Below are 20,641 nucleotides of genomic sequence, written 5' to 3' on the forward strand. Positions count from 1 at the left end.
CGTAAAACTTTCGTCTCACGATCGAAATTGACCAATGATCTATAAATAGATCTTTGTAATTTGCAGTCCGAAGACTGTCAAATTTAAGATGCTCGCGTCCACTGTGTAGTTCTCAAAGTACGGGCGGTACCCTCACCTGCCCACGATTGATGTGAACAGGAAAAGGTCCAGAGGAACAGTCCAACCAGGCAAAACCCAGTTGTTCCGGTCCCTCAGGACCCAACAGCGTGCATATATGTTTCCTTCATAACCGGACCTTTCCAACGAGGCACCGCAAGCGGTACCAGGCGTACTGGATCCAGAGATGATCTCTGCATATCAATGTCAATGTTCCACCCATGAGCGCCATCGAAGAACATTCGTCTTCGTATGGCTTGGCAGTGTTACTCCGCTGTATACAGACGGCACTGCTGTGCTCCTTAGAAAGGAGGTGATCCAGCCGCACCTTCCGGTACGGCTACCTTGTTACGACTTAGTCCTAATCACCGATCCCACCTTCGACAGCTCCTTCCCGTGAGGGTTAGGCCACCGGCTTCGGGTGTTACCGACTTTCATGACTTGACGGGCGGTGTGTACAAGGCCCGGGAACGTATTCACCGCGACAATCTGATTCGCGATTACTAGCGATTCCGACCTCACGCAGTCGAGTTGCAGACCTCAATCCGAACTGAGACCGGCTTTTTGGGATTCGCTCCACCTTGCGGTATTGCAGCCCTTTGTACCGGCCATTGTAGCATGCGTGAAGCCCAAGACATAAGGGGCATGATGATTTGACGTCATCCCCACCTTCCTCCGGATTGTCACCGGCAGTCTCCATAGAGTGCCCGCCATTACGCGCTGGTAACATAAGGACGAGGGTTGCGCTCGTTACGGGACTTAACCCAACATCTCACGACACGAGCTGACGACAGCCATGCAGCACCCTGTATAGAGACCTTGCGGGGCGACTGTTTCCAGCCGTTTCCTCTATATGTCAAGGCCTGGTAAGGTTCTTCGCGTTGCTTCGAATTAATCCGCATGCTCCGCCGCTTGTGCGGGCCCCCGTCAATTCATTTGAGTTTTAACCTTGCGGCCGTACTCCCCAGGCGGACAACTTAATGCGTTAGCTGCGCCACTAAGAGCTAAAGGCTCCCAACGGCTAGTTGACATCGTTTACGGCGTGGACTACCAGGGTATCTAATCCTGTTTGCTCCCACGCTTTCGCACCTCAGAGTCAGTTACGGCCCAGAGATCTGCCTTCGCCATTGGTGTTCCTCCTGATATCTGCGCATTCCACCGCTACACCAGGAATTCCAATCTCCCCTACCGCACTCTAGTCTGCCCGTACCCACTGCAGGCCCGAGGTTGAGCCTCGGGTTTTCACAGCAGACGCGACAAACCGCCTACGAGCTCTTTACGCCCAATAATTCCGGACAACGCTTGCACCCTACGTATTACCGCGGCTGCTGGCACGGAGTTAGCCGGTGCTTTTTCTGCAGGTACCGTCACTTTCGCTTCTTCCCTACTAAAAGAGGTTTACAACCCGAAGGCCGTCGTCCCTCCACGCGGCGTTGCTGCATCAGGCTTTCGCCCATTGTCCAATATTCCCCACTGCTGCCTCCCGTAGGAGTCTGGACCCTGTCTCAGTCCCAGTGTGGCCGGTCACCCTCTCAGGCCGGCTACCCGTCGTCGCCTTGGTGAGCCATTACCTCACCAACTAGCTGATAGGCCGCGAGCTCATCCCTGACCAAAATTCTTTCCACCCCCAGAGATGCCTCCAAGGGTCGTATCCGGTATTAGACGTCGTTTCCAACGCTTATCCCAGAGTCAAGGGCAGATTGCTCACGTGTTACTCACCCGTTCGCCACTAATCCGAAGAGCAAGCTCTCCATCATCGTTCGACTTGCATGTGTTAAGCACGCCGCCAGCGTTCGTCCTGAGCCAGGATCAAACTCTCCGTAAATGTTTGATTGCACAAGACCCGAAAGCCCCGGCACATCTAGTGTGACTGACCGCCGGAATGGGCGGACCAGACACAAGTTTGAAACTGACAGAACAAATCATTACTGACTTGCTTTGTTGTTATAAATGTTTTCCAAAGGAATCTCCTGGCCCTTCACCGCTAGAAACGGATCCAAACCACGAGGTTTTTGGCATTTGACATTGTGCACGCTGTTGAGTTCTCAAGGATCGGACGCACCCGGCTTCAGGCCACACCGTAACCGGCTTAGTGGCTGTCGCTCCGAGGCAACTTGTCTAACCTAACCTCCCCGCAGCCCCTGTCAAATCGGCCGGAACCCCGCTTCTCGACACGAAAACGCGTCCACAAAAGGAGTTCAACCAATCCGACAAAACTTACGGGAGGAAGACTTTCAAGCCTACGCCTCGCACATCCGAATCAAGGATTCGAGAGTGAGAAAAGCGTAAAACTTCGGTCCCACGTGAGGCCGGAAAGCACTGCGGCTTTTCCGCACCTTTGGGGTACGTGAAGACATTACGTGCCTCCACCACCCCCGTCAAAACCCGCACCACCCCGGGCGTGTCACGCCCCCGCCCACGCCGCCCCCAGCATCCGCGAGAGTACGATTTTGGCCCTTAAACCTCCGGTTTAAGGGCCAAAATCGTACTCTCGCGGCGGGGACTGCTCGACGAAGACGCCGGGCAGGGACTACTCGACGAAGACGCCGGCCAGGGTCTTCTTGCCGCGGCGGAGCACGGCGACACCACCGGGGAGCACGGCCCCCTCGATGGTCTGGTCCTCGCTGAGGACCTTGACGTTGTTCAGGTACACCCCGCCCTGCTTGATCGCGCGCCGGGCCTCGCTCAGGCTCGTCGTGAGTCCGGTGTCCACGAGCAACTGCATGACAGGTGCGTGCGGGGCCGTTGTCGTGTTGGGGAGTTCACGCAGGGCGGCCTCGAGGGTCTCCTCGTCGAGGTCGGCGAGGTCACCCTGGCCGAAGAGGGCCTGCGCGGCGTGGATGGCAGCATCCGTCGCCGCCCGCCCGTGCACGAGGCTCGTCACCGAGACGGCGAGGGTGCGCTGGGCGAGCCGCTTGAAGGGTTCCGTGGCAACCGATTCCTCGAGGCCCTCGATCTCGGCCCGCGTCAGGAACGTGAAGATCTTGAGGCGCAGGATCACATCGGCGTCGTCGGTGTTGAGCCAGAACTGGTAGAAGGCGTATGGGCTCGTCAGGGTGGGGTCGAGCCAGACGGCGTTGCCCTCGCTCTTGCCGAACTTGGTGCCGTCGCTGTTCGTGATCAGGGGTGTGCCGATGGCGTGCACGCTCGCACCCTCTGCCTTGCGGATCAGGTCCGTGCCGCTCGTGAGATTGCCCCACTGGTCGCTGCCCCCGGTCTGCAGCACGCAGCCGTGCGCGCGGAAGAGCTCGAGGAAGTCCAGGCCCTGCAGCACCTGGTAGCTGAACTCGGTGTAGCTGATGCCTGCGTCGGAGTTCAGCCGCGCGCTCACCGCATCCTTCTTGAGCATGGTGCCGACCCGGAAGTACTTGCCGATGTCGCGCAGGAAGTCGATCGCGCTGAGCGGACCGGTCCAGTCGAGGTTGTTCACCAGGGTGACGGGATTGTCGCCCTCCGCGCTCAGGAAGCGCGACACCTGCGCCTGCAGGTAGCCGACCCAGGTGCCGACGGTGTCCTTGGTGTTCAGCACCCGCTCCGCGGTGGGCCGCGGGTCGCCGATCAGACCGGTGGAACCGCCGACGAGGCCGAGCGGCCGGTGACCGGCGAGCTGCAGGCGGCGCATCAGCAGGAGCTGGACGAGATTTCCGAGGTGCAGGCTCGGCGCGGTCGGGTCGAACCCGCAATAGAAGGTGATCGGCTCCCCCGCGAGCAGCGCGCGCAGCTCGGCCTCGTCGGTCGACACCTGCACGAGGCCACGCCAGGAGATCTCCTCCCAGACATTCTCGAAGGTGACGTCGTTGGACTGCTGCTTGAGGATCACGGGATCTGACACGCAGCCCAGATTACCAGCGCGGCCGTGCCGGGCCGGGAGGACAGGCCTGAGCCTTCATCGTGAATAATTAAGCCTGAAGAATGAATATTGAGATATATAGCGTGTACGCTTACTTTATGCGGGCGAACTCCCGCGCTGCACAGCAATCGCACCGGAGGGCGCGCTCATGTTCGTGATCACCGCAGACCAGATCGACAGCCGCCACGACCGGGACCGGGCCGGCGAGATGATCGCCCGCCTCGCCGCCGACTTCGGCCCCGCCTTCCTCCTGCCGCCAGACCAGACCTCCGGCGACGAGATCCAGGCGCTGCTCACCGACGCCGCGACCGCGCTCGACGTCGTGTTCGCGCTGCACCGGTCGGGGCACTGGAGCATCGGCCTCGGCATCGGCCCGGTCCGGGTGCCGCTCCCCACGCCACCCGGCAGGCCTCCGGCGCGGCATTCATCGCCGCGCGGGCCGCCGTGACGCGAGCCAAGAAAGCGGATGCCCGCTTCGCCCTCGACGCAGACGGGTCCGGGGCCACGGCGGCCGGGGCATCCGCCGGCCGGCCCCACCCCGGCTTGCCGCTGGCGCACCGATTCTGGCCGGCGCCGAGGTCGAGGCGCTCATCGCGACCGTGCTCCTGCTCCGCCAGCGCCGCTCGCCGGAGGGCTGGGCGGCGGTCGACCTGCTGCGCGGCGGGCTCAGCCAGGTCGACATCGCCGCCCGGCTCGGGATCACGCCCGCCGCGGTGAGCCAGCGGATCAAGTCCTCGCTCTGGAGGGTCGAGGAGGCTGCACACCCCGCACTCGTTAGGCTCGTGGAAGACCTCGAGCAGACTTCGACAGAAACGGACACCGCCGGATGACGATCCAGTCCTTCCAGATCCTCGCCACGCTGTACTGGATGCTGCTGTTGCTCGTGACGATCGGCTCGCTCGTCTGCGCCGTGCTCGCGTTCCGGTGGCGGAAGCAGACCTTCGCGATCATCTCGGCGGGCGGCCTCGCCGGCGCCCTGCTGATCGCGGCGGCCCCCGCTCCGGGCGGCAGCGACACCTTCGGCGTCATCCTCGGACTGATCGCACTCGCCCTCGCCGTCGTCGGCGGCGGTCCGATGGCCCTGCTCGCACTCGACTTCGCCACCCACGATTCCGCGCGGCCCGGCCAGCACGGCGGCATCCTCGTCGACGACGGCGCGACGCCCGCAGTACCCGGCGCGGCCGGTGCCGTGCACGAGGTGCTCCGCGGCGGTCTCATGATCGGCATCCTCGAACGGCTCGCGGTCGCGGGGGCGATCCTTGCCGGGTTCCCCGAGGCGATCGCCGTCGTCGTCGCCATCAAGGGCGTCGGCCGGTTCACCGAACTCACCGAGGCCGAAACCCGTGAGCGCTTCATCATCGGCACCTTCGCGAGCCTGATCTGGGCCTGCGCGTGCGCCGCCCTCGTGAAGATCGCGACGAGCTGAGCGACTGCGTGCGCTGAGTTACGGCCCCTCTGCGCGATCGGGAGGGTGTTTTGTCCGTGACTCAAACCCCCGACGCGTTTCGAAGCTGCGGATGCCGCCGGTAGGGCGACACGGTCGGCTCGCCCGGGAGCCAGAATCGCCACGGGAACGCCACTCCCCCGCCGGGACCGCTGACGCCGGTGCGCGGACCGGTGCGTACCGCAGGCGCGGGAATGGCGGGCAGGGTCAGCTCGAACGGCAGGGCGCCGAGATCGGCGCCGTCGTCGCCGAGCCCGATACCGAGGGCGATCGTGAGCCGCGCCGGTCCCCTGGCCAGATCGCCGTCGGTCTTCGAGGTCGTGCGGCGCGACCGGGCTTCGGCCAGTCCGTCGACGATCTCGCCTCCGCGGAGCAGGAGCGCTGACGCGGCACCCTCCGGGGAACAGACGATGTTGGCGCAGACGTGCATCCCATAGCTGAAATACGCGTAGAGGTGCCCGGGCGGGCCGTACATGGCCGCATTACGCCGGGTGCGACCCCGGAAGGCATACGAGCCCGGGTCGGTTCCGTCGCCGAGGTAGGCCTCGACCTCGGTGATGCGCAGCGCGACCCCGCCGTGGCGGAGAACCGCACCGAGCACGAGCGGGGCGAGTTCGATCGCCGGCCGTGCGAGCAGCTCCCGGTCGAGGCTCACCGGCGGCGCCCGTCACGTCGCAGTTCCCGCGCGGCGTTCACCCGTGGCGCCCGCTAGAGCGCGAGTGCCGAGGCGAGCACGCGCACCCGGGCGACGAGCACGGCACGCTGCTCGGCAACGCGAACCGGGGCGGTGCCGCCCTGGCCGTCGCGACCCTCGACGGACCCGTGGATGCTCAGCACGCTGCGCACCTCGGGGGTCAGGTGCGCGGAGATCGTGAGGAGCGCGTCATCGTCGACCTCGTGGAGTTCGAGTTCGTTCTGCTCGGCGTACTTCACGAGGAGCCCGGTGATCTCGTGCGCGTCCCGGAACGACACACGCTGCTTGACGAGCCATTCGGCGACATCGGTGGCCAGGGAGTACCCCGCGGGGGCGAGTTCCGCCATCCGCTCGGTGTGGAAGGTCAACGTCGCGATCATGCCGGCGAAGGCGGGCAGGAGCACCTCGAGGGTGTCGATCGAGTCGAAGACGGGTTCCTTGTCCTCCTGCAGGTCGCGGTTGTACGCGAGCGGGAGACCCTTGAGGGTCGTGAGCAGGCCGGTGAGGTTGCCGATCATGCGACCGGACTTGCCGCGCGCGAGTTCGGCGATGTCGGGGTTCTTCTTCTGCGGCATGATCGAGGACCCGGTCGAGTACGCGTCGTCGAGGGTGACGAAACCGAATTCGCGGGTGTTCCAGAGGATGATCTCCTCGGCGAGGCGGGAGATGTCGATGCCGATCTGGGCGGTGATGTACGCGAACTCGGCGACGAGGTCGCGGCTCGCGGTTCCGTCGATCGAGTTCTCGACGACGTGGCCGAAGCCGAGGTCGGTCGCGACGAGCCGGGCGTCGAGGCCGAGGGTGTTCCCGGCGAGGGCGCCGGAACCGTACGGCGAGTAGTCCGCGCGCTTGCCCCAGTCGGTGAAGCGTTCGAGGTCGCGCACGAGTGGCCAGCAGTGGGCGAAGAGGTGGTGGGCGAGGAGCACCGGCTGCGCATGCTGCAGGTGGGTGCGCCCGGGAATGATCGCGGTCTCGTTGGCCTCGGCCTGGGCGGCGAGGGCATCGATCACCGTGATCAGGTGCGCGGAGATGCTCGCGGCCTTGTCGCGGAGCAGCATCCGGATCAGGGTGGCGACCTGGTCGTTCCGGCTGCGCCCGGCGCGGAGCTTGCCGCCGAGCGGGGCGCCGACGATGTCGATCAGGCCGCGTTCGAGGGCGGAGTGCACGTCCTCGTCGCTCTCGGCAGGCTGGAAGCTTCCATCGTTGATGGCGGCGTCGAGCCGGTCGAGCCCGGCGATCATGGCGGCGAGTTCTTCGGCGCTCAGGTAACCAGCGGCGGCCAGGGCACGGGCGTGAGCCCGGGAACCCCGGATGTCGTATGGCGCGAGTGGCCAGTCGAACTGGGTCGACTTGCTCAACCGTGCGAGCTCGGGGCTCGGTCCCCCGGCGAAGCGGCCACCCCAGAGGGCGCCCGCCTCACCGGCGCGGTTGACCGGAGAATCGCCTGTCATGCTCCGGACCCTACTTGCCGGCCAGGTCGCGGCGTGCGGAGATCTTGCTCGGCAGCGACCACAGCTCGATGAACCCCTTGGCCATGCTCTGGTCGAAGGTGTCTCCGGTGTCGTAGGTGGCGAGGTTGAAGTCGTAGAGGCTCTGCGGGCTCGTGCGGCCGGTGACGACCGCGGTGCCGGCGTGCAGCTTGAGGCGGATGTCGCCGGTCACGTACTTCTGCGTCTCGTCGATGAACACGTCGAGGGCACGCTTGAGGCCGGAGAACCAGAGCCCGTCGTAGACGAGTTCTGCCCACTTGGCCTCGACGCCGCGCTTGTAGCGGGCGAGGTCGCGTTCGATGGTCATGTTCTCGAGCTCTTCGTGCGCGGCGATGAGGGCGATGCCGGCGGGGGCCTCGTAGACCTCGCGGCTCTTGATGCCGACGAGGCGGTCTTCGACCATGTCGATCCGGCCGACGCCCTGGTCGCCGGCGAGCTTGTTCATGATCTCGATGGCCTGCAGAGGCGTGACGGGCTTGCCGTCGATCGCGACGGGGACGCCCTGGTCGAAGCGGATGACGACCTCGGTCGCGTCCCGCGTGACCGTGGGGTCCTGGGTGTACGTGTAGAGGTCCTCGATCGGCGCGTTCCACGGGTCTTCGAGGAAGCCGGTCTCGACCGCGCGGCCGTAGACGTTCTGGTCGATCGAGTACGGGCTCTTCGCGGACTGCTTGATCGGCAGGTTGTGCTCCGCGGCGTAGATGATGGCCTTGTCGCGGGTCAGCGCGAAGTCCCGGACCGGGGCGAGGGAGATCAGGTCGGGAGCAAGCGCGGCGACGGCGGCCTCGAACCGGACCTGGTCGTTGCCCTTGCCGGTGCAGCCGTGGGCGACGCTGTCGGCGCCGAGCGCCTTGGCGGTGGAGGCGAGGTACTTGGCGATCAGCGGGCGGCTGAGCGCGGAGACGAGCGGGTAGCGCTTCTGGTACAGCGCGTTGGCCTTGAGGGCCGGGACGATGTAGTCGTTGGCGAATTCGTCCTTCGCGTCGACGACGATGGCCTCGACGGCGCCGCAGTCGAGCGCACGCTGGCGGATGGCCTCCATGTCTTCGCCGTCCTGTCCGACGTCGATGGCGAGTGCTACGACCTCCTTGCCGGTCGCATCCTTCAGCCAGCCGATGCCGACCGAGGTATCCAGTCCACCGGAGTATGCGAGCACAACACGTTCAGCCATGGTTCTCCCTCTAAATATCTACTAAGTCTCAGTTTACGGGTTGGTGTTGTGGCCGAGCAGCCAGACCAGCAGCGCCTTCTGCGCGTGCAGGCGGTTCTCGGCCTCATCCCAGATGATGCTCTGCGGCCCGTCGATGACGTCCGCGGTGACCTCGTAACCGCGGTCGGCGGGAAGGCAGTGCATGAAGAGCGCGTCGGGCTTGGCGCGGGCGAGCAGCGCGCTGTCGACGCGGTAGGCGCCGAGGGAGGCGACGCGTGCGGCCTTCTCCTCCTCGAATCCCATCGACACCCAGGTGTCCGTGACGACGACGTCGACGCCGGTGACCGCTTCCGCGGGGTCGGTGTAGAGGGTGATCGAGCCGCCGGTCTTCGCGGCGATGGCCTCGGCATCCGCCAGCACCTGCGGCTGCGGGGTGTAGCCGGCCGGGGAGGCGACACGGATGTGCATGCCTGCCGTCGCGCCGGCGAGGAGGTAGGAGTGCGCCATGTTGCAGGCGCCGTCGCCGAGGAAAGTCAGGGTGAGGCCGGCGAGCTCGCCGCGGTGTTCGCGGATGGTGAGCAGGTCGGCGAGGAGCTGGCAGGGGTGGAAGTCGTCGGAGAGCGCGTTGACGACGGGCACGGTGGTGCCGAGGGCCATCTCCTCTAGGCCGGCCTGGCCGTAGGTGCGCCAGACGATCGCGGCGACCTGGCGTTCGAGCACGCGGGCGGTATCGCCCGCGGTCTCCTTGCCCCCGAGCTGGCTGTTTGCGGTGCTGATGATCAGCGGGCTTCCGCCGAGGTCGGCGATGCCGACGGCGAAGGACACCCGGGTGCGGGTCGACGACTTGTCGAAGATCACGGCGACGGTCTGGGGGCCCGCGAGGGGTTTCGCCTGGAATCGGTCGCGCTTGAGCTCAACGGCCAGGTCGAGGATCTCGGCTTGTTCGGCCGGGGAGATGTCGTCGTCGCGCAGGAAATGGCGGGTCACGGGGTCACTTTCGCTGGAATGGGGGATTCTTCAGCCTAGAGGCTGGCCAGGGCGAGCCCGAATCGGCGCCCGAATTCGGCCAGCTCGGCCTCGCCGACGATGAGGGCGGCGCGAGCCGGATGGTGGACTCGTTTGCGGCGTTGATGATGAGGCCGGCCTCGAGGGCCGCGTCGGCGAGCTTCAGGGCCACGGGCTCGGCGAGTCCGATTCCGAGCAGCAGGCCGCGGCCCCGCACCTCGAGGATGTGCGGGGAGTCGAAGCCGAGGATCAGGTCGCGGAGCTGCTCGCCGCGGCGGGCGGCGTTGGCGACGAGGCCGTCCCGCTCGATGATGCCGAGCACGGTGTTGGCGGTCGTGGTCGCGAGCGGGTTCCCGCCGAAGGTCGAGCCGTGCTGGCCGCGCTGGAACAGCTCGGACGTCGCACCGAAGGTGACGAGGGCGCCGATCGGCACCCCGCCGCCGATGCCCTTGGCGATCGAGATCGCATCGGGCAGGATGCCGTCGTGCTGGTACGCGAACCAGTCTCCGGTGCGTCCGGCACCGGTCTGCACCTCGTCGAGGATGAGCAGGACCCCGTGCCGGGTGCAGAGCTCTCGGGCGCGGCGCAGGAAGCCGTCCGGCAGGTCGATGACGCCGGCTTCCCCCTGCACGGGCTCGAGGAACAGGGCCGCGACGGTGTCGTCGATCGCGGCCTCGAGGGCCTCGAAGGTCGCGTGGATGTGCTCGACGCCGCCGGGCACCGGCAGGAACGGCGCCCGCATGGCGGGCTTGCCTGACAGGGCGAGGGCGCCCATGGTGCGGCCGTGGAAGGACTCGTGCAACGAGAGGATGCGGGTGCGCGGCCGACCGGGCTCACTCCCGATATTGAGGCGGGCGAGTTTGAAGGCCGCTTCGTTGGCCTCGGCGCCCGAGTTGCAGAAGTAGACGCGGCCGGCCGGGCCGGCCCCGGTGATGCGCTTGAGCCGTTCGGCGAGCTCGATCTGCGAGGGGGACGCGAAGTAGTTGGAGATGTGCGCGAGGGTGCCGACCTGGGCTGACACGGCGGCGACCAGCTCGGGGTGGGCGTGCCCGAGGGAGTTGACGGCGATGCCCGCGAGGAAGTCGAGGTATTCGGTGCCGTTCTCGTCCCAGACGTAACAGCCGGCGCCGCGGACGAGCATCGCGCGCGGCGGCGCGAAGGTGAGCATCATCGCCGCGGTGTATCGGTCACGCCAGCCCTCGCTGCGTTCCGCGAGCGTGGCCGCGTCGGTCGTGCCCGCGTAGGTTGCCGGTGAGTCGGTGATCGTTTCGCCTGTCATTCTCAAATCCGTCGTGTCGGTGGTGTGGTGCGGTTGGGCTCAGTTCGCCCGGGGTACTACTTCGGTGCCGATCGCCGCTCCCGGTGAAGACCTCGAGCAGGATCGGCAGTGCGGCACGCGCCCGTCGATGATGTGCCGCCTTGGCGACGCCGCCCTCGACGGCGTCGAGGCAGGCGGTCATCTTGGGGATCATCCCGGATTCCAGGTCGGGCAGCAGGGCGCGGAGCTCGGGCACTTCGATGATCGAGACGAGGGAGTCCCGGTTCGGCCAGTCGCTGTAGAGCCCGGCGACATCGGTGAGGATGACGAGCTTCTCGGCCCCGAGCGCGATGGCGAGGGACGCGGCGGCGGCGTCGGCGTTGATGTTCAGGGACTGGCCCGGGACATCCGTGTCTGGCGCGATCGAGGAGATCACCGGGATGCGGCCGGCGTCGAGCTGGGCGTGCACGGCCTCTGGGTCGACGCCGATCACGTCGCCGACGAGGCCGAGGTCGACCTCCTCGCCGTCGATCATCGTGCCGCGGCGGCGGCCCTGGAAGAGTCCGGCGTCCTCGCCGGAGAGGCCGGCCGCGAGGGGGCCGTGCTCGTTGATGTGGCTGACGAGCTCGCGGTTGATCTGGCCGGTGAGCACCATCCGCACGACGTCCATCGCCTCGGGGGTCGTCACGCGGTAGCCGCCGCGGAATTCGCTCTGGATGCCGAGGCGGTCGAGCATCGCCGAGATCTGCGGGCCGCCTCCGTGCACGACGACGGGGCGGAGGCCGGCATAACGCAGGTAGACCATGTCCTCGGCGAAGCTGCGCTGCAGCGCCTCGCTGACCATGGCGTTGCCGCCGAACTTGACGACGATGATCTTGTCGTGGAAGTGCTTGAGCCAGGGCAGCGACTCGATCAGGGTCTCGGCCTTGACCGCGGCCTCGGCCCGGGTGTTCGACTCGGCCTCGGTCGTGTCGACCTCCGCGTCGCTCGCGTGCGTTCCGGTGCCGGTGTCCGCGAGCGGATGCCGGTGCGAGGCCTTGCCGTGCGTGTGACGGGTCAACTCGAGTACGCGCTGTTCTCTTCGACGTAGGCGTGCGTGAGGTCGTTGGTCCAGATCGTCGCTTCCGCGTCCCCCGCGTGCAGGGTGATCAGCACCGTGACGGAGCGTGGCGTGAGGTCGACGAGTTCGCGGGGCTGGTCCGGCTCCCCCGCGGTGCAGACCTGCACCCCGTTGATCGTGACGTCGATGTTGTACGGGTCGAAGGCGGCATCCGTCGTGCCGACGGCGGCGAGCACGCGGCCCCAGTTCGGGTCGTTGCCGAAGATGGCGGTCTTGAACAGGTTGCTGCGGGAGACAGCGCGGGCCACGGTGACGGCGTCGGCTTCGGTCTCGGCGTTGCGCACGGTGATGGCGACGTCGTGGGCGCTGCCCTCCGCGTCGGCCTGCAGCTGCAGGGTGAGGTCCTGGCAGATCGCGGTGAGCGCGGCGGCGAATTCGGCTTCGTCCGGCGCGATGCCGCTCGCGCCAGAGCCGAGCAGGCTCACGGTGTCGTTGGTCGACATGCAGCCGTCGGAGTCGAGGCGGTCGAAGGTGATCCGGGTCGCGACCCGAAGCGCCCTGTCGAGCTGGGCGGAGTCGAGGACGGCGTCGGTCGTGATCACGACGAGCATTGTCGCGAGGCCGGGGGCGAGCATGCCTGCGCCCTTGGCCATCCCGCCGATCGACCAGCCGGCCGGCGCGGTCACGGCGGACTGCTTCGGAGTGGTGTCGGTCGTCATGATGGCCCTGGCGGCGGACAGGCCCGCTTCGGCGGACGTCGAGTCGTCCGTGCGCAGGGCGAGGGTGGCGTCCCAGATGCCTGCGGTGATCTTGTCCAGGTCGAGCTGTTCGCCGATCAGGCCGGTCGAGCAGACGAGCACCTCCCCGGCGGACACGCCGAGGCGGTCACCGACGGCCTCCGCGGTCGCATGGGTGGTCTGGAAGCCGATGCTGCCGGTGTAGCAGTTCGCACCGCCCGAGTTGAGCACGATCGCGCGGACGCTGCCGCCGCGCATGACCTGCTGGCTCCAGATCACCGGGTTCGCCTTGCAGCGATTGCTCGTGAACACGGTCGCGGCACTGGCGAGCGGGCCGAGGTTCTGCACGACGGCGAGGTCGAGTCCGCCGGACTTCTTGAGGCCGGCTGTGACGCCGGCTGCCGCGAATCCGGCGGGGGTTGTGACGCTCACGGGGCGACTCCATTCATGCTGAGGCCCAGGGTCTCGGGCAGCCCGAGGGCCAGGTTTGCGGATTGGATCGCGGCACCGGCGGTGCCCTTGGCGAGGTTGTCGACGGCGGTCACCGTGACGACGCGGCCGACGGCCTCGTCGACGGCGAGGCCGATCAGTGCGGTGTTGGCGCCGAGCACGTCGCTCGTGCGCGGGAAGTGTCCGGCCGGGAGCAGGTGCACAAACGGTTCGTCTGCGTATGCGCTCTCCCAGGCTGCGCGCACGGCGGCTGCGGAGGTGCCGGGCACGAGGCGCGCCGTCGCCGTCGCGAGGATGCCGCGGGACATCGGCACGATCACGGGCGTGAAGGAGATGGTCGGATTCACGGCGCCCGCCCAGCGCAGGCTCTGCTGGATTTCGGGAATGTGCCGGTGGGTGCCGCCGACCGCGTACGGGTTGGCGGATCCGAGCACCTCTGCGGCGAGGTTCGGGACTTTGAGGCTCTTGCCCGCACCCGATGGTCCGACGGCGAGCACGGCGACGAGGTCGGCCGGTTCGATCACGCCGGCGTGGATGCCGGGCGCGAGGGCCAGGGCGACCGTGCTCGCGTTGCATCCGGGCGCGGCGATCCGGCGGGCTCCGACCAGGCGGGAGCGCTGCTTGCCGCCACCGGGGATCGGGAGTTCGGGGACGCCGTACGCCCACGAGCCGAAGTAGTCGCCGCCGTAGAACGCCGCCCAGTCCGCTGCATCCTCCAGCCGGTGGTCCGCGCCGCAGTCGATCACGAGCGTGTCGGGCGACAGCTCCGCGCTCAGGGCACCGGATGCCCCGTGCGGCAGGGCGAGGAAGACGACGTCGTGCCCGGCGAGGTTGACGGCGTTCGTGTCCACGAGGGTGAGGTGCGCGAGGCCGCGAAGGTGCGGTTGCACGTCGATCAATCGCTGGCCCGCGTTGCTGTGCGCGGTCACCGTGCGCACCTCGAATTCAGGGTGTCCGGCGAGCATTCGCAGCAATTCTCCGCCCGCGTAACCGCTCGCGCCTGCAATTGCTACCGAAAAAGCCATGTGACAAACCTATCGCGCTGCCCCGCGCCCCCGGGAATCCGGGCGACATCGGGTCGGTTCCCGCCGGCATCCGCACCCGGCCACCCGAGCGCACGTCAGCTGCGCACGCAAGAAAGTTGCGCGCCACCTCCGCCGCGACGCGCCAATCGCGCCCGATCGCGCGCCATTTCCGCCGTTTCGCGCCAGGCGTGCCTGGCGCGAAACGGCGCACGTGGCGCGCACCCCGGAGACTTACTCGCGGAGGGTCGCGTCGAAGCGGGCGGCCGCGACGGCCACGCCGGCGAGCTTCGCGTCGCTCGCTTCCGCGGCGGTCAGGGTGCGGTCGGGGGCCCGGAATCGCAGCGCGAACGTCAGCGACTTGCGGCCGGGCTCGATCCCGGTGCCGCGGTAGTCGTCGACGAGCTCGATGTGGTCGAGCAGCGCGCCGGCCCCTTCAGCCACTGCCGCGAGCACCTCGGCTGCGGGCACCGTGGCGCTGACGACGAGCGAGAGGTCCTGGGTCGCTGCGGGCATCGTCTTGATCGGTGCGGCGTGCAGTTCGGAACCGGCCTGGGCGAAGACGTCGGAGAGGGTGATCTCGGCGACGGCGACCACGGCGGGCAGGTCGAAGCCGGTCGCGACGGCGGGCAGCAGTTCGCCCGCGAAGCCGACGCTCAGCTCCCCGTCTGCGGTGGCGACGAACAACTCGGCGGTGCGGCCGGGGTGCATCGCCGGGTGCACTCCCTGGCGCACCAGGATCGGCACGCCGGTCGCGAGCGCGACCTGCTGCACGGCGGCGAGGGCGTCCTGCCAGCCTGCGGCGATCGGCGCCCGGCCGGGCTGGTGCCGCACGGTGTTCCCGGTGAGAGCGACGGCGACGGAGTACGGCTGCGGCGGGATGCCCGCGTTGAGCTCGGCCTCGAGTGCCGTGCTGGGGCGGGTGGCACCCGCCGGTACGACGAGGCTGCCGTAGCGGATGCCCGCCACCGGCCGGAAGACGAGTCCCTGTTCGAAGACGGCCAGGTCGGTGATCCCGCGAGAACGGTTGCGGTGCGCGATCCGCAGCAGGCCAGGGAGGATCGAGGTGCGCAGGAAAGGCGCCTCGCCGTCGAGCGGATTGGCTACGCGGATCTGGGGGACCTCGGCGACGGCGGGGATGCCGGCGGCGGCACCGGCGGCATCCGTCGTGGTCGCGAGCGGTGCGAAGAGGCGGTTGTCGGCCTCGGATACGAACGGGTAGGCGAGCACCTCGGTGTGGCCGGTGGCCGCGAGGGTCTGCGCGACCGTGCGGCGCAGGCGCTGCACGAGGGTCAGGCCGCGGCCGGGCGGGGCGACCGGGAGCACAGAGGGGATGCTGTCGTAGCCGACGATGCGGGCGACCTCCTCTGCGAGGGTCCACTTGTCGGTGAGGTCGGGGCGCCAGGTCGGCGGGGTCACCGAGAGTCCGGTCGGGGTTTCGACGAGCAGGCCGCCGATCTCGGCGAGGGCTGAGCGCTCCTCGTCGTCCGAGTAGGTGCGCCCTATCAAGCCGGAGATGAAGTCGCGCGGGAGCTCGATCGCGACGGGCGGCACGGAGGAGTCGAGCGCGGAGCCGAGGCCGTCCGCGGTTCCGCCGGCGAGGTCGACGAGCAGCTGCACGACGCGGGCAGCTGCCACGGCGGCGACCTGAGGGTCCACTCCGCGTTCGAAGCGACGGGAGGCCTCGCTCGGGAGCTTGTGGCGGCGGGCGCTGCGGGCGATCGACACCGGGTCGAAGTTCGCGGCCTCGATGAGCACGTTCGTGGTGGATGCACCGATCTCGGTGCTGCGGCCGCCCATCACGCCGGCGAGGCCGATGGCACCGGACTCGTCGGTGATCAGGAGGTCCTCGGAGTGCAGGGCGCGCACGACGCCGTCGAGGGTCGTGAGCTTCTCCCCGGTTCCGCCCGGCGCACCAGGATGCCGCCGGCGAGGGCGTCGAGGTCGTAGCCGTGCAGCGGCTGGCCGAGTTCGAGCATGACGTAGTTGGTCACGTCGACGACGAGCGAGATGGACCGCATGCCCGCGAGGGCGAGCCGGGTGATCATCCAGGCCGGAGTGGGCCGGGACGGGTCGACGCCGCGCACGGCGCGGGTCACGAAGACGCTCGCGCCCACGCGACCGCGGATGGGGGAAGCGTCGGCGAGCGTGACGGGGAAATCAATCGTGGAAACCGCGGTCACCGTCGCGAGGGCGGGGTCGCGGAAGGCGGCCCCTGTCGCGTGCGAGTATTCGCGGGCGATGCCGCGGATCGAGAACGCGTAGCCGCGGTCGGGGGTCACGTTGACCTCGACGGCGGTGTCGTCGAGTCCGAGGAGGGCGATCGCGTCGGTGCCGACCGGGGCGTCGTCGAGGCCGAGGTTCTTCAGGAGCAGAATGCCATCATGCTCGTCGCCGAGGCCGAGCTCGCGGGCCGAGGCGATCATGCCGTCGGAGACGTGGCCGTAGGTCTTGCGGGGCGCGATCGGGAACGGGCCGGGGAGCACCGCGCCGGGCAGGGTCACGACGACCTTGTCGCCGACGACGAAGTTGTGGGCGCCGCAGACGATGCCGTGCACGGCGGGGCCGCCGTCGGCCGCGGTTTCGTCGCCGGGCGCGACGCGCACCTGGCACCAGTTGATGATCTTGCCGTTGGTCTGCGGCTCTCCGACGAACTCGAGCACCTCGCCGACGACGATCGGGCCGGTCAGCTCGAAGCGGTGGATCTCTTCTTCTTCGAGGCCGACGCTCACGAGGGCGGCGTGTACGGCTTCGGGGGTCGTGCCGGGTTCGAGGTCGACGAATTCGCCGAGCCAGCTCAGGGGAACGCGCATCAGACGGTCATCCCGTACTGCTGGCTGAACCGTGCGTCGCCTTCGACCATGTCGTGCATATCCTTCACATCGTTGCGGAACATCAGTGCTCGTTCGACGCCGACGCCGAACGCGAAGCCCGAGTAGACCTCGGGGTCGATCCCCGCGGAGCGGAGCACGTTGGCGTTGACCATGCCGCAGCCGCCCCACTCGATCCAGCGCGCGCCGCCCTTGAAGGTCGGGTGCCAGACGTCGAGCTCGGCGCTCGGTTCGGTGAACGGGAAGTAGTTCGGCCGCAGCCGCACCTTCGCCTCCGGGCCGAAGAGGGCCTGCACGAAGTGGTCGAGGGTGCCGCGGAGGTGCGCCATCGTGAGCCCCTTGTCGACGGCGATGCCCTCGATCTGGTGGAACACGGGAGTGTGGGTCGCATCGAGCTCGTCGGTGCGGTACACCCGGCCGGGCGCGACGACGTAGACCGGCAGCTCGCGGGAGAGCAGGGCGCGCATCTGCACGGGCGAGGTGTGCGTGCGCAGCACGAGGTGTGCCTCGGGCGGGTCGATGAAGAAGGTGTCCTGCATCGCGCGCGCCGGGTGGTCCTCGTCGAAGTTGAGCGCGTCGAAGTTGAACCACTCGCTTTCGAGCTCGGGGCCTTCCGCGACCTCCCAGCCCATCGCGACGAAGACGTCGGCGACGCGTTCCTGCAGCAGGGCGAGCGGATGCCGCGCCCCGGCGTGCCAGGTCGACGCCGCTGCCGTGACATCCACCGTTTCAGCGGCGAGCTGTGCGGCGGCCTCTGCCGCGCCGATCTCCGCCTCGCGGGCGGAGAGGGCCTGGTTGACCCGGGCCCTGGCCTGGCCGACGAGCTTGCCGGCCGCCGCCTTCTGTTCCTTCGACACCGAACGCATCAGTGCGTTCAGGCGGGAGAGCGGAGACGCCTCACCGGCGTGTTCGCTCCGGGCCGCCTTGAGGGCGGACGAGTCGGCGGCGGCGGATATGGCGGCCAGGGCGGCGGTGACCGCCGCGGTCACGGCCGCTTCGGAGATTTCGGCCGGTGCGGGGTTTTCGGTGGATTCAGACACAAGTCCCAAGTTTAGTGCGTGGGCTTCGAACCGCTCCGCCGGGCGATCCGCCGGGCCAGCCACGACAGCGACAGGTTCATCGCGAGGTAGATGACGAGCACGACGAAGAAGAAGGAGAAGGAGTATCGGTTGCCGAAGAAGTTGGTCAGGTCACGCATGCTGCGCAGGAGTTCGGAGTATCCCACCACGAAGGCGAGCGAGGTGTCCTTGAGCAGCACGACGAGCTGGGCGATGATGATCGGCAGCATCTGCCGGAAAGCCTGCGGGAATTCGATCCGGAGTCGCGTCGCGATGGGGGTCAGGCCGATCGCGAGACCGGCTTCGCGCTGGCCGCGTGGGAGCGCCTTGATACCGGCCCGGAGGGCCTCGCCGATGATCGCGCCGTTGTAGACGGCGAGGGCGGCGACGCCGGCCCAGAACGATCCGGTTGAGAAGACGAGCAGGACGAACAGCATCATCAGCAGCACGGGCATGCCGCGGAAGAATTCGAGGACGACCGTGGTCGGCACCCGGATCCAGGCCGTGTCGGAGGCGCGGCCGAAGGAGAACAGCACACCGAGGACGAGGGCGAGGACGGCCGCGACACCGGCCATCTCGAGGGTCGCGAGCGCGCCGCGGCCGAGCGAGCGCCAGACCTCGAGGTCGTTGAAGACGTCCCAGCGGCTCAGGTCCCAGAGTCCGGGCTGCACGGCGCCGTTGGCGCTCGCCTTCGGGGCTCCCAGGGCGAGCACGAGGGCGACGACACCGACGGCGATCACGGCGACGCCGACGTAGGAGATGATGCGGGACATCCGCCGGGCCTTGGGGCCTGGCGCATCGTAGAGGACCGAGGTCATCGGAGCACCGCCACTCTCTTCTCGACCCGGCCGGCGATGATGCCGAGGGTCACGGTGATCAGCAGGTAGAAGACGGCCACCGCGAGCAGGATTGCGAGAACCTGGTCGCCGCGGTCGTTGGTGACCTGGCGGGCGGCGCCGAAGAGTTCGAAGACGAAGAAGGCGCCGGCGACGGAGGTGTTCTTCGCGAGGGCGATGAACACGTTGATCAGGGGCGGCACGACCATCCGCAGCGCCTGCGGCAGGATCACGAAGGCGAGCGACTGGCCGAAGCCGAGCCCGATGCTGCGGGCGGCCTCGGCCTGGCCGACGTGCACGCCGTTGATACCGCTGCGCACGGCTTCGGCGACGAACGGCGAGGTGTAGACGGTGAGGCCGATCGCTGCGAGCGTGAAGTAGCCGGGCGAGAACTGCAGGTATGGCAGCAGGAACGCGCAGAAGAAGAGGATCAGGGTCAGGGGTGTGTTGCGGATGATCTCGGTGTAGACCGTGGCGAAGCCGCGGAACGAGCCGATGGGCGAGATGCGCAGGCCGGCAACGATCAGGCCGAGAATGAGTGCGCCCACCCCGGAGATGACGAGCAGGCCGAGGGTGTTTCGAAAGCCTTCGAGGAAGACCGGCAGGTTATCGATGACTGCGTCCATGCCTCAACTCCTCTTCTATGTCTGTGTCTGTGGGTGTCGGTGGGTGCATTCGAACGCGAGGCCGGGCGTATGCCGCATCAGGCATCCGCCCGGCGTCGCGCGGGTTCTAGTAGCGGTTGATGGTCGGCGGGGTGGGGGTGTCGAGGACCTTGCCTGCGGTGGCCTCCCAGGCCGCTGCCCAGGTTCCGTCGGTGAAGGAGGCGTCCAGGGTGTCGTTGATGAAGGCGCGGAATTCGGTGTCGTCCTTCTTCAGCCCGATGCCGTACGGCTCCTTGGTGAATGGCTTGCCGACGACCTCGAATTCGCCGGAGTTCTGGTCGGCGAGACCGGCGAGGATGACGTTGTCGGTCGTGACCGCGACGACTTCACCGCTGCGCAGCGGGCCGAGGCAGTTGGAGTAGGTGTCCGTCGCGATCACGTTGGTCGTGTACGCGGCGATGTTCTTCTCAGAGGTCGAGCCGCTCACGGTGCAGACCGGCTTCCCAGTGAGGTCTTCTGGCCCGGTGATCTTGTTCGGGTTCCCGGCGAGCACGAGCAGGTCCTGTCCGGCTTCGTAGTACGGGCCGGCGAAGGAGACGACCTCCTTGCGCTTGTCGTTGATCGTGTAGGTCGCGATGACGATGTCGACCTGGCCGTTCGTGATGAACGGTTCCCGGTTGGCCGACACGGTCTCGACCCAGTTGATCTTGTCCGCTGCGATGCCGAGCTTGGCCGCGATGAGCTTGCCGATCTCGACGTCGAATCCGACGGGGCCGTTCGGGCCCTTGAGTCCGAACAACGGCTGGTCGAACTTGGTGCCGATGGTGATCTTGCCTGCTTCGGCGAGCTTGGCCATGGTCGTGCCCGGCGCGAACGTCGGGGTGGCGGCGACGGGGGCCGCAGAGGGGGATGCACCGGAGTCGGTGCAGGCGCTGAGCGTGAGAACGCTCGCGAGGGCAATGGCAGAAATCACTAGACCTTTATTGAGTCGCATGGTGTCCTCCTGGGTGCTGTGTGCGGGGATCGCCGGTCGT

Annotated in this window: 14 protein-coding genes, 1 rRNA gene and 3 pseudogenes; 3 read left to right on the forward strand and 15 right to left on the reverse strand. The window is 67.7% G+C overall.

Going from position 1 to position 20,641, the window contains the following annotated elements:
* Positions 1–423 precede the first annotated feature (423 nt).
* Together RGU41_RS09675 and tyrS are read right to left on the reverse strand one after the other, a co-directional pair.
* Positions 424–1,942 (reverse strand): 16S ribosomal RNA (locus RGU41_RS09675).
* 705 nt (positions 1,943–2,647) lie between these two features.
* Entirely contained in the window at positions 2,648–3,949 is a 1,302-nt protein-coding gene (gene tyrS / locus RGU41_RS09680) for a tyrosine--tRNA ligase (protein WP_241975411.1), read from the reverse strand.
* Positions 3,950–4,115: 166 nt separating this feature from the next.
* On the opposite strand from tyrS, the gene RGU41_RS09685 reads away from it, so the two are divergent.
* From RGU41_RS09685 to RGU41_RS09695, 3 genes are all read left to right on the forward strand, one after another.
* A complete protein-coding gene (locus RGU41_RS09685) occupies positions 4,116–4,415 on the forward strand; it encodes a hypothetical protein (protein WP_322136123.1) in 300 nt (99 codons plus the stop codon).
* 151 nt (positions 4,416–4,566) lie between these two features.
* Positions 4,567–4,797, forward strand: coding sequence for a winged helix-turn-helix transcriptional regulator (locus tag RGU41_RS09690; RefSeq protein WP_322136124.1), 231 nt, complete (start codon positions 4,567–4,569; stop codon positions 4,795–4,797).
* Positions 4,794–5,393 (forward strand): hypothetical protein, encoded by a 600-nt coding sequence (locus tag RGU41_RS09695; RefSeq protein WP_322136125.1) that lies wholly within the window; start codon positions 4,794–4,796, stop codon positions 5,391–5,393. The genes RGU41_RS09690 and RGU41_RS09695 overlap by 4 nt, the downstream gene beginning before the upstream one ends.
* 61 nt (positions 5,394–5,454) lie before the next feature.
* Here RGU41_RS09695 and RGU41_RS09700 read toward each other — a convergent pair whose 3' ends face one another.
* From RGU41_RS09700 to RGU41_RS09760, 13 genes and pseudogenes are all read right to left on the reverse strand, one after another.
* Positions 5,455–6,066, reverse strand: a complete 612-nt coding sequence (locus RGU41_RS09700) for a DNA-3-methyladenine glycosylase (protein ID WP_322136126.1) — start codon at positions 6,064–6,066, stop codon at positions 5,455–5,457.
* A 53-nt stretch (positions 6,067–6,119) separates the two neighbouring features.
* Complete coding sequence (argH, locus tag RGU41_RS09705) at positions 6,120–7,556, reverse strand: argininosuccinate lyase (protein ID WP_322136127.1); 1,437 nt, start codon at positions 7,554–7,556, stop codon at positions 6,120–6,122.
* Between the two features lie 10 nt (positions 7,557–7,566).
* Positions 7,567–8,766, reverse strand: coding sequence for an argininosuccinate synthase (locus tag RGU41_RS09710; protein ID WP_134447017.1), 1,200 nt, complete (start codon positions 8,764–8,766; stop codon positions 7,567–7,569).
* 33 nt (positions 8,767–8,799) lie between these two features.
* Positions 8,800–9,732, reverse strand: coding sequence for an ornithine carbamoyltransferase (gene argF, locus RGU41_RS09715; RefSeq protein ID WP_134447015.1), 933 nt, complete (start codon positions 9,730–9,732; stop codon positions 8,800–8,802).
* 35 nt (positions 9,733–9,767) lie between these two features.
* Positions 9,768–10,921, reverse strand: a pseudogene (locus tag RGU41_RS09720) (acetylornithine transaminase).
* A 147-nt stretch (positions 10,922–11,068) separates the two neighbouring features.
* Positions 11,069–11,924 (reverse strand): annotated as a pseudogene (argB, locus tag RGU41_RS09725) (acetylglutamate kinase).
* A 140-nt stretch (positions 11,925–12,064) separates the two neighbouring features.
* A complete protein-coding gene (gene argJ, locus RGU41_RS09730; protein ID WP_134559715.1) occupies positions 12,065–13,237 on the reverse strand; it encodes a bifunctional glutamate N-acetyltransferase/amino-acid acetyltransferase ArgJ in 1,173 nt (390 codons plus the stop codon).
* On the reverse strand, positions 13,234–14,280 hold the full coding sequence (argC, locus tag RGU41_RS09735) for an N-acetyl-gamma-glutamyl-phosphate reductase (RefSeq protein WP_134447007.1): 1,047 nt from the start codon (positions 14,278–14,280) through the stop codon (positions 13,234–13,236). The genes argJ and argC overlap by 4 nt, the downstream gene beginning before the upstream one ends.
* Before the next feature lie 231 nt (positions 14,281–14,511).
* Positions 14,512–17,090, reverse strand: a pseudogene (pheT, locus tag RGU41_RS09740) (phenylalanine--tRNA ligase subunit beta).
* Complete coding sequence (gene pheS / locus RGU41_RS09745; RefSeq protein WP_134447003.1) at positions 17,090–18,148, reverse strand: phenylalanine--tRNA ligase subunit alpha; 1,059 nt, start codon at positions 18,146–18,148, stop codon at positions 17,090–17,092. Before pheS ends, pheT begins: the two are co-directional and overlap by 1 nt.
* An 11-nt stretch (positions 18,149–18,159) precedes the next feature.
* Positions 18,160–18,984, reverse strand: coding sequence for an amino acid ABC transporter permease (locus RGU41_RS09750; RefSeq protein WP_134447001.1), 825 nt, complete (start codon positions 18,982–18,984; stop codon positions 18,160–18,162).
* Positions 18,981–19,628 carry an amino acid ABC transporter permease gene (locus tag RGU41_RS09755; protein ID WP_134446999.1) on the reverse strand — a complete coding sequence of 216 codons (648 nt, stop codon included), beginning with the start codon at positions 19,626–19,628 and terminating at the stop codon, positions 18,981–18,983. The genes RGU41_RS09750 and RGU41_RS09755 overlap by 4 nt, the downstream gene beginning before the upstream one ends.
* Positions 19,629–19,734: 106 nt before the next feature.
* Positions 19,735–20,601, reverse strand: a complete 867-nt coding sequence (locus tag RGU41_RS09760; protein ID WP_134559719.1) for a glutamate ABC transporter substrate-binding protein — start codon at positions 20,599–20,601, stop codon at positions 19,735–19,737.
* Positions 20,602–20,641 lie beyond the last annotated feature (40 nt).

Origin of the sequence: Cryobacterium sp. 10C3, from assembly GCF_034314285.1 — a bacterium.
Taxonomy (GTDB): domain Bacteria; phylum Actinomycetota; class Actinomycetes; order Actinomycetales; family Microbacteriaceae; genus Cryobacterium; species Cryobacterium glucosi.

Coding starts and splice junctions, on each gene's coding strand:
- RGU41_RS09760 (WP_134559719.1), bottom strand. CDS start 20,601: ATGCGACTCAATAAAGGTCTAGTGATTTCTGCCATTGCCCTCGCGAGC.
- RGU41_RS09685 (WP_322136123.1), top strand. CDS start 4,116: ATGTTCGTGATCACCGCAGACCAGATCGACAGCCGCCACGACCGGGAC.
- argH (WP_322136127.1), bottom strand. CDS start 7,556: ATGACAGGCGATTCTCCGGTCAACCGCGCCGGTGAGGCGGGCGCCCTC.
- argC (WP_134447007.1), bottom strand. CDS start 14,280: ATGGCTTTTTCGGTAGCAATTGCAGGCGCGAGCGGTTACGCGGGCGGA.
- RGU41_RS09695 (WP_322136125.1), top strand. CDS start 4,794: ATGACGATCCAGTCCTTCCAGATCCTCGCCACGCTGTACTGGATGCTG.
- RGU41_RS09750 (WP_134447001.1), bottom strand. CDS start 18,984: ATGACCTCGGTCCTCTACGATGCGCCAGGCCCCAAGGCCCGGCGGATG.
- RGU41_RS09710 (WP_134447017.1), bottom strand. CDS start 8,766: ATGGCTGAACGTGTTGTGCTCGCATACTCCGGTGGACTGGATACCTCG.
- RGU41_RS09755 (WP_134446999.1), bottom strand. CDS start 19,628: ATGGACGCAGTCATCGATAACCTGCCGGTCTTCCTCGAAGGCTTTCGA.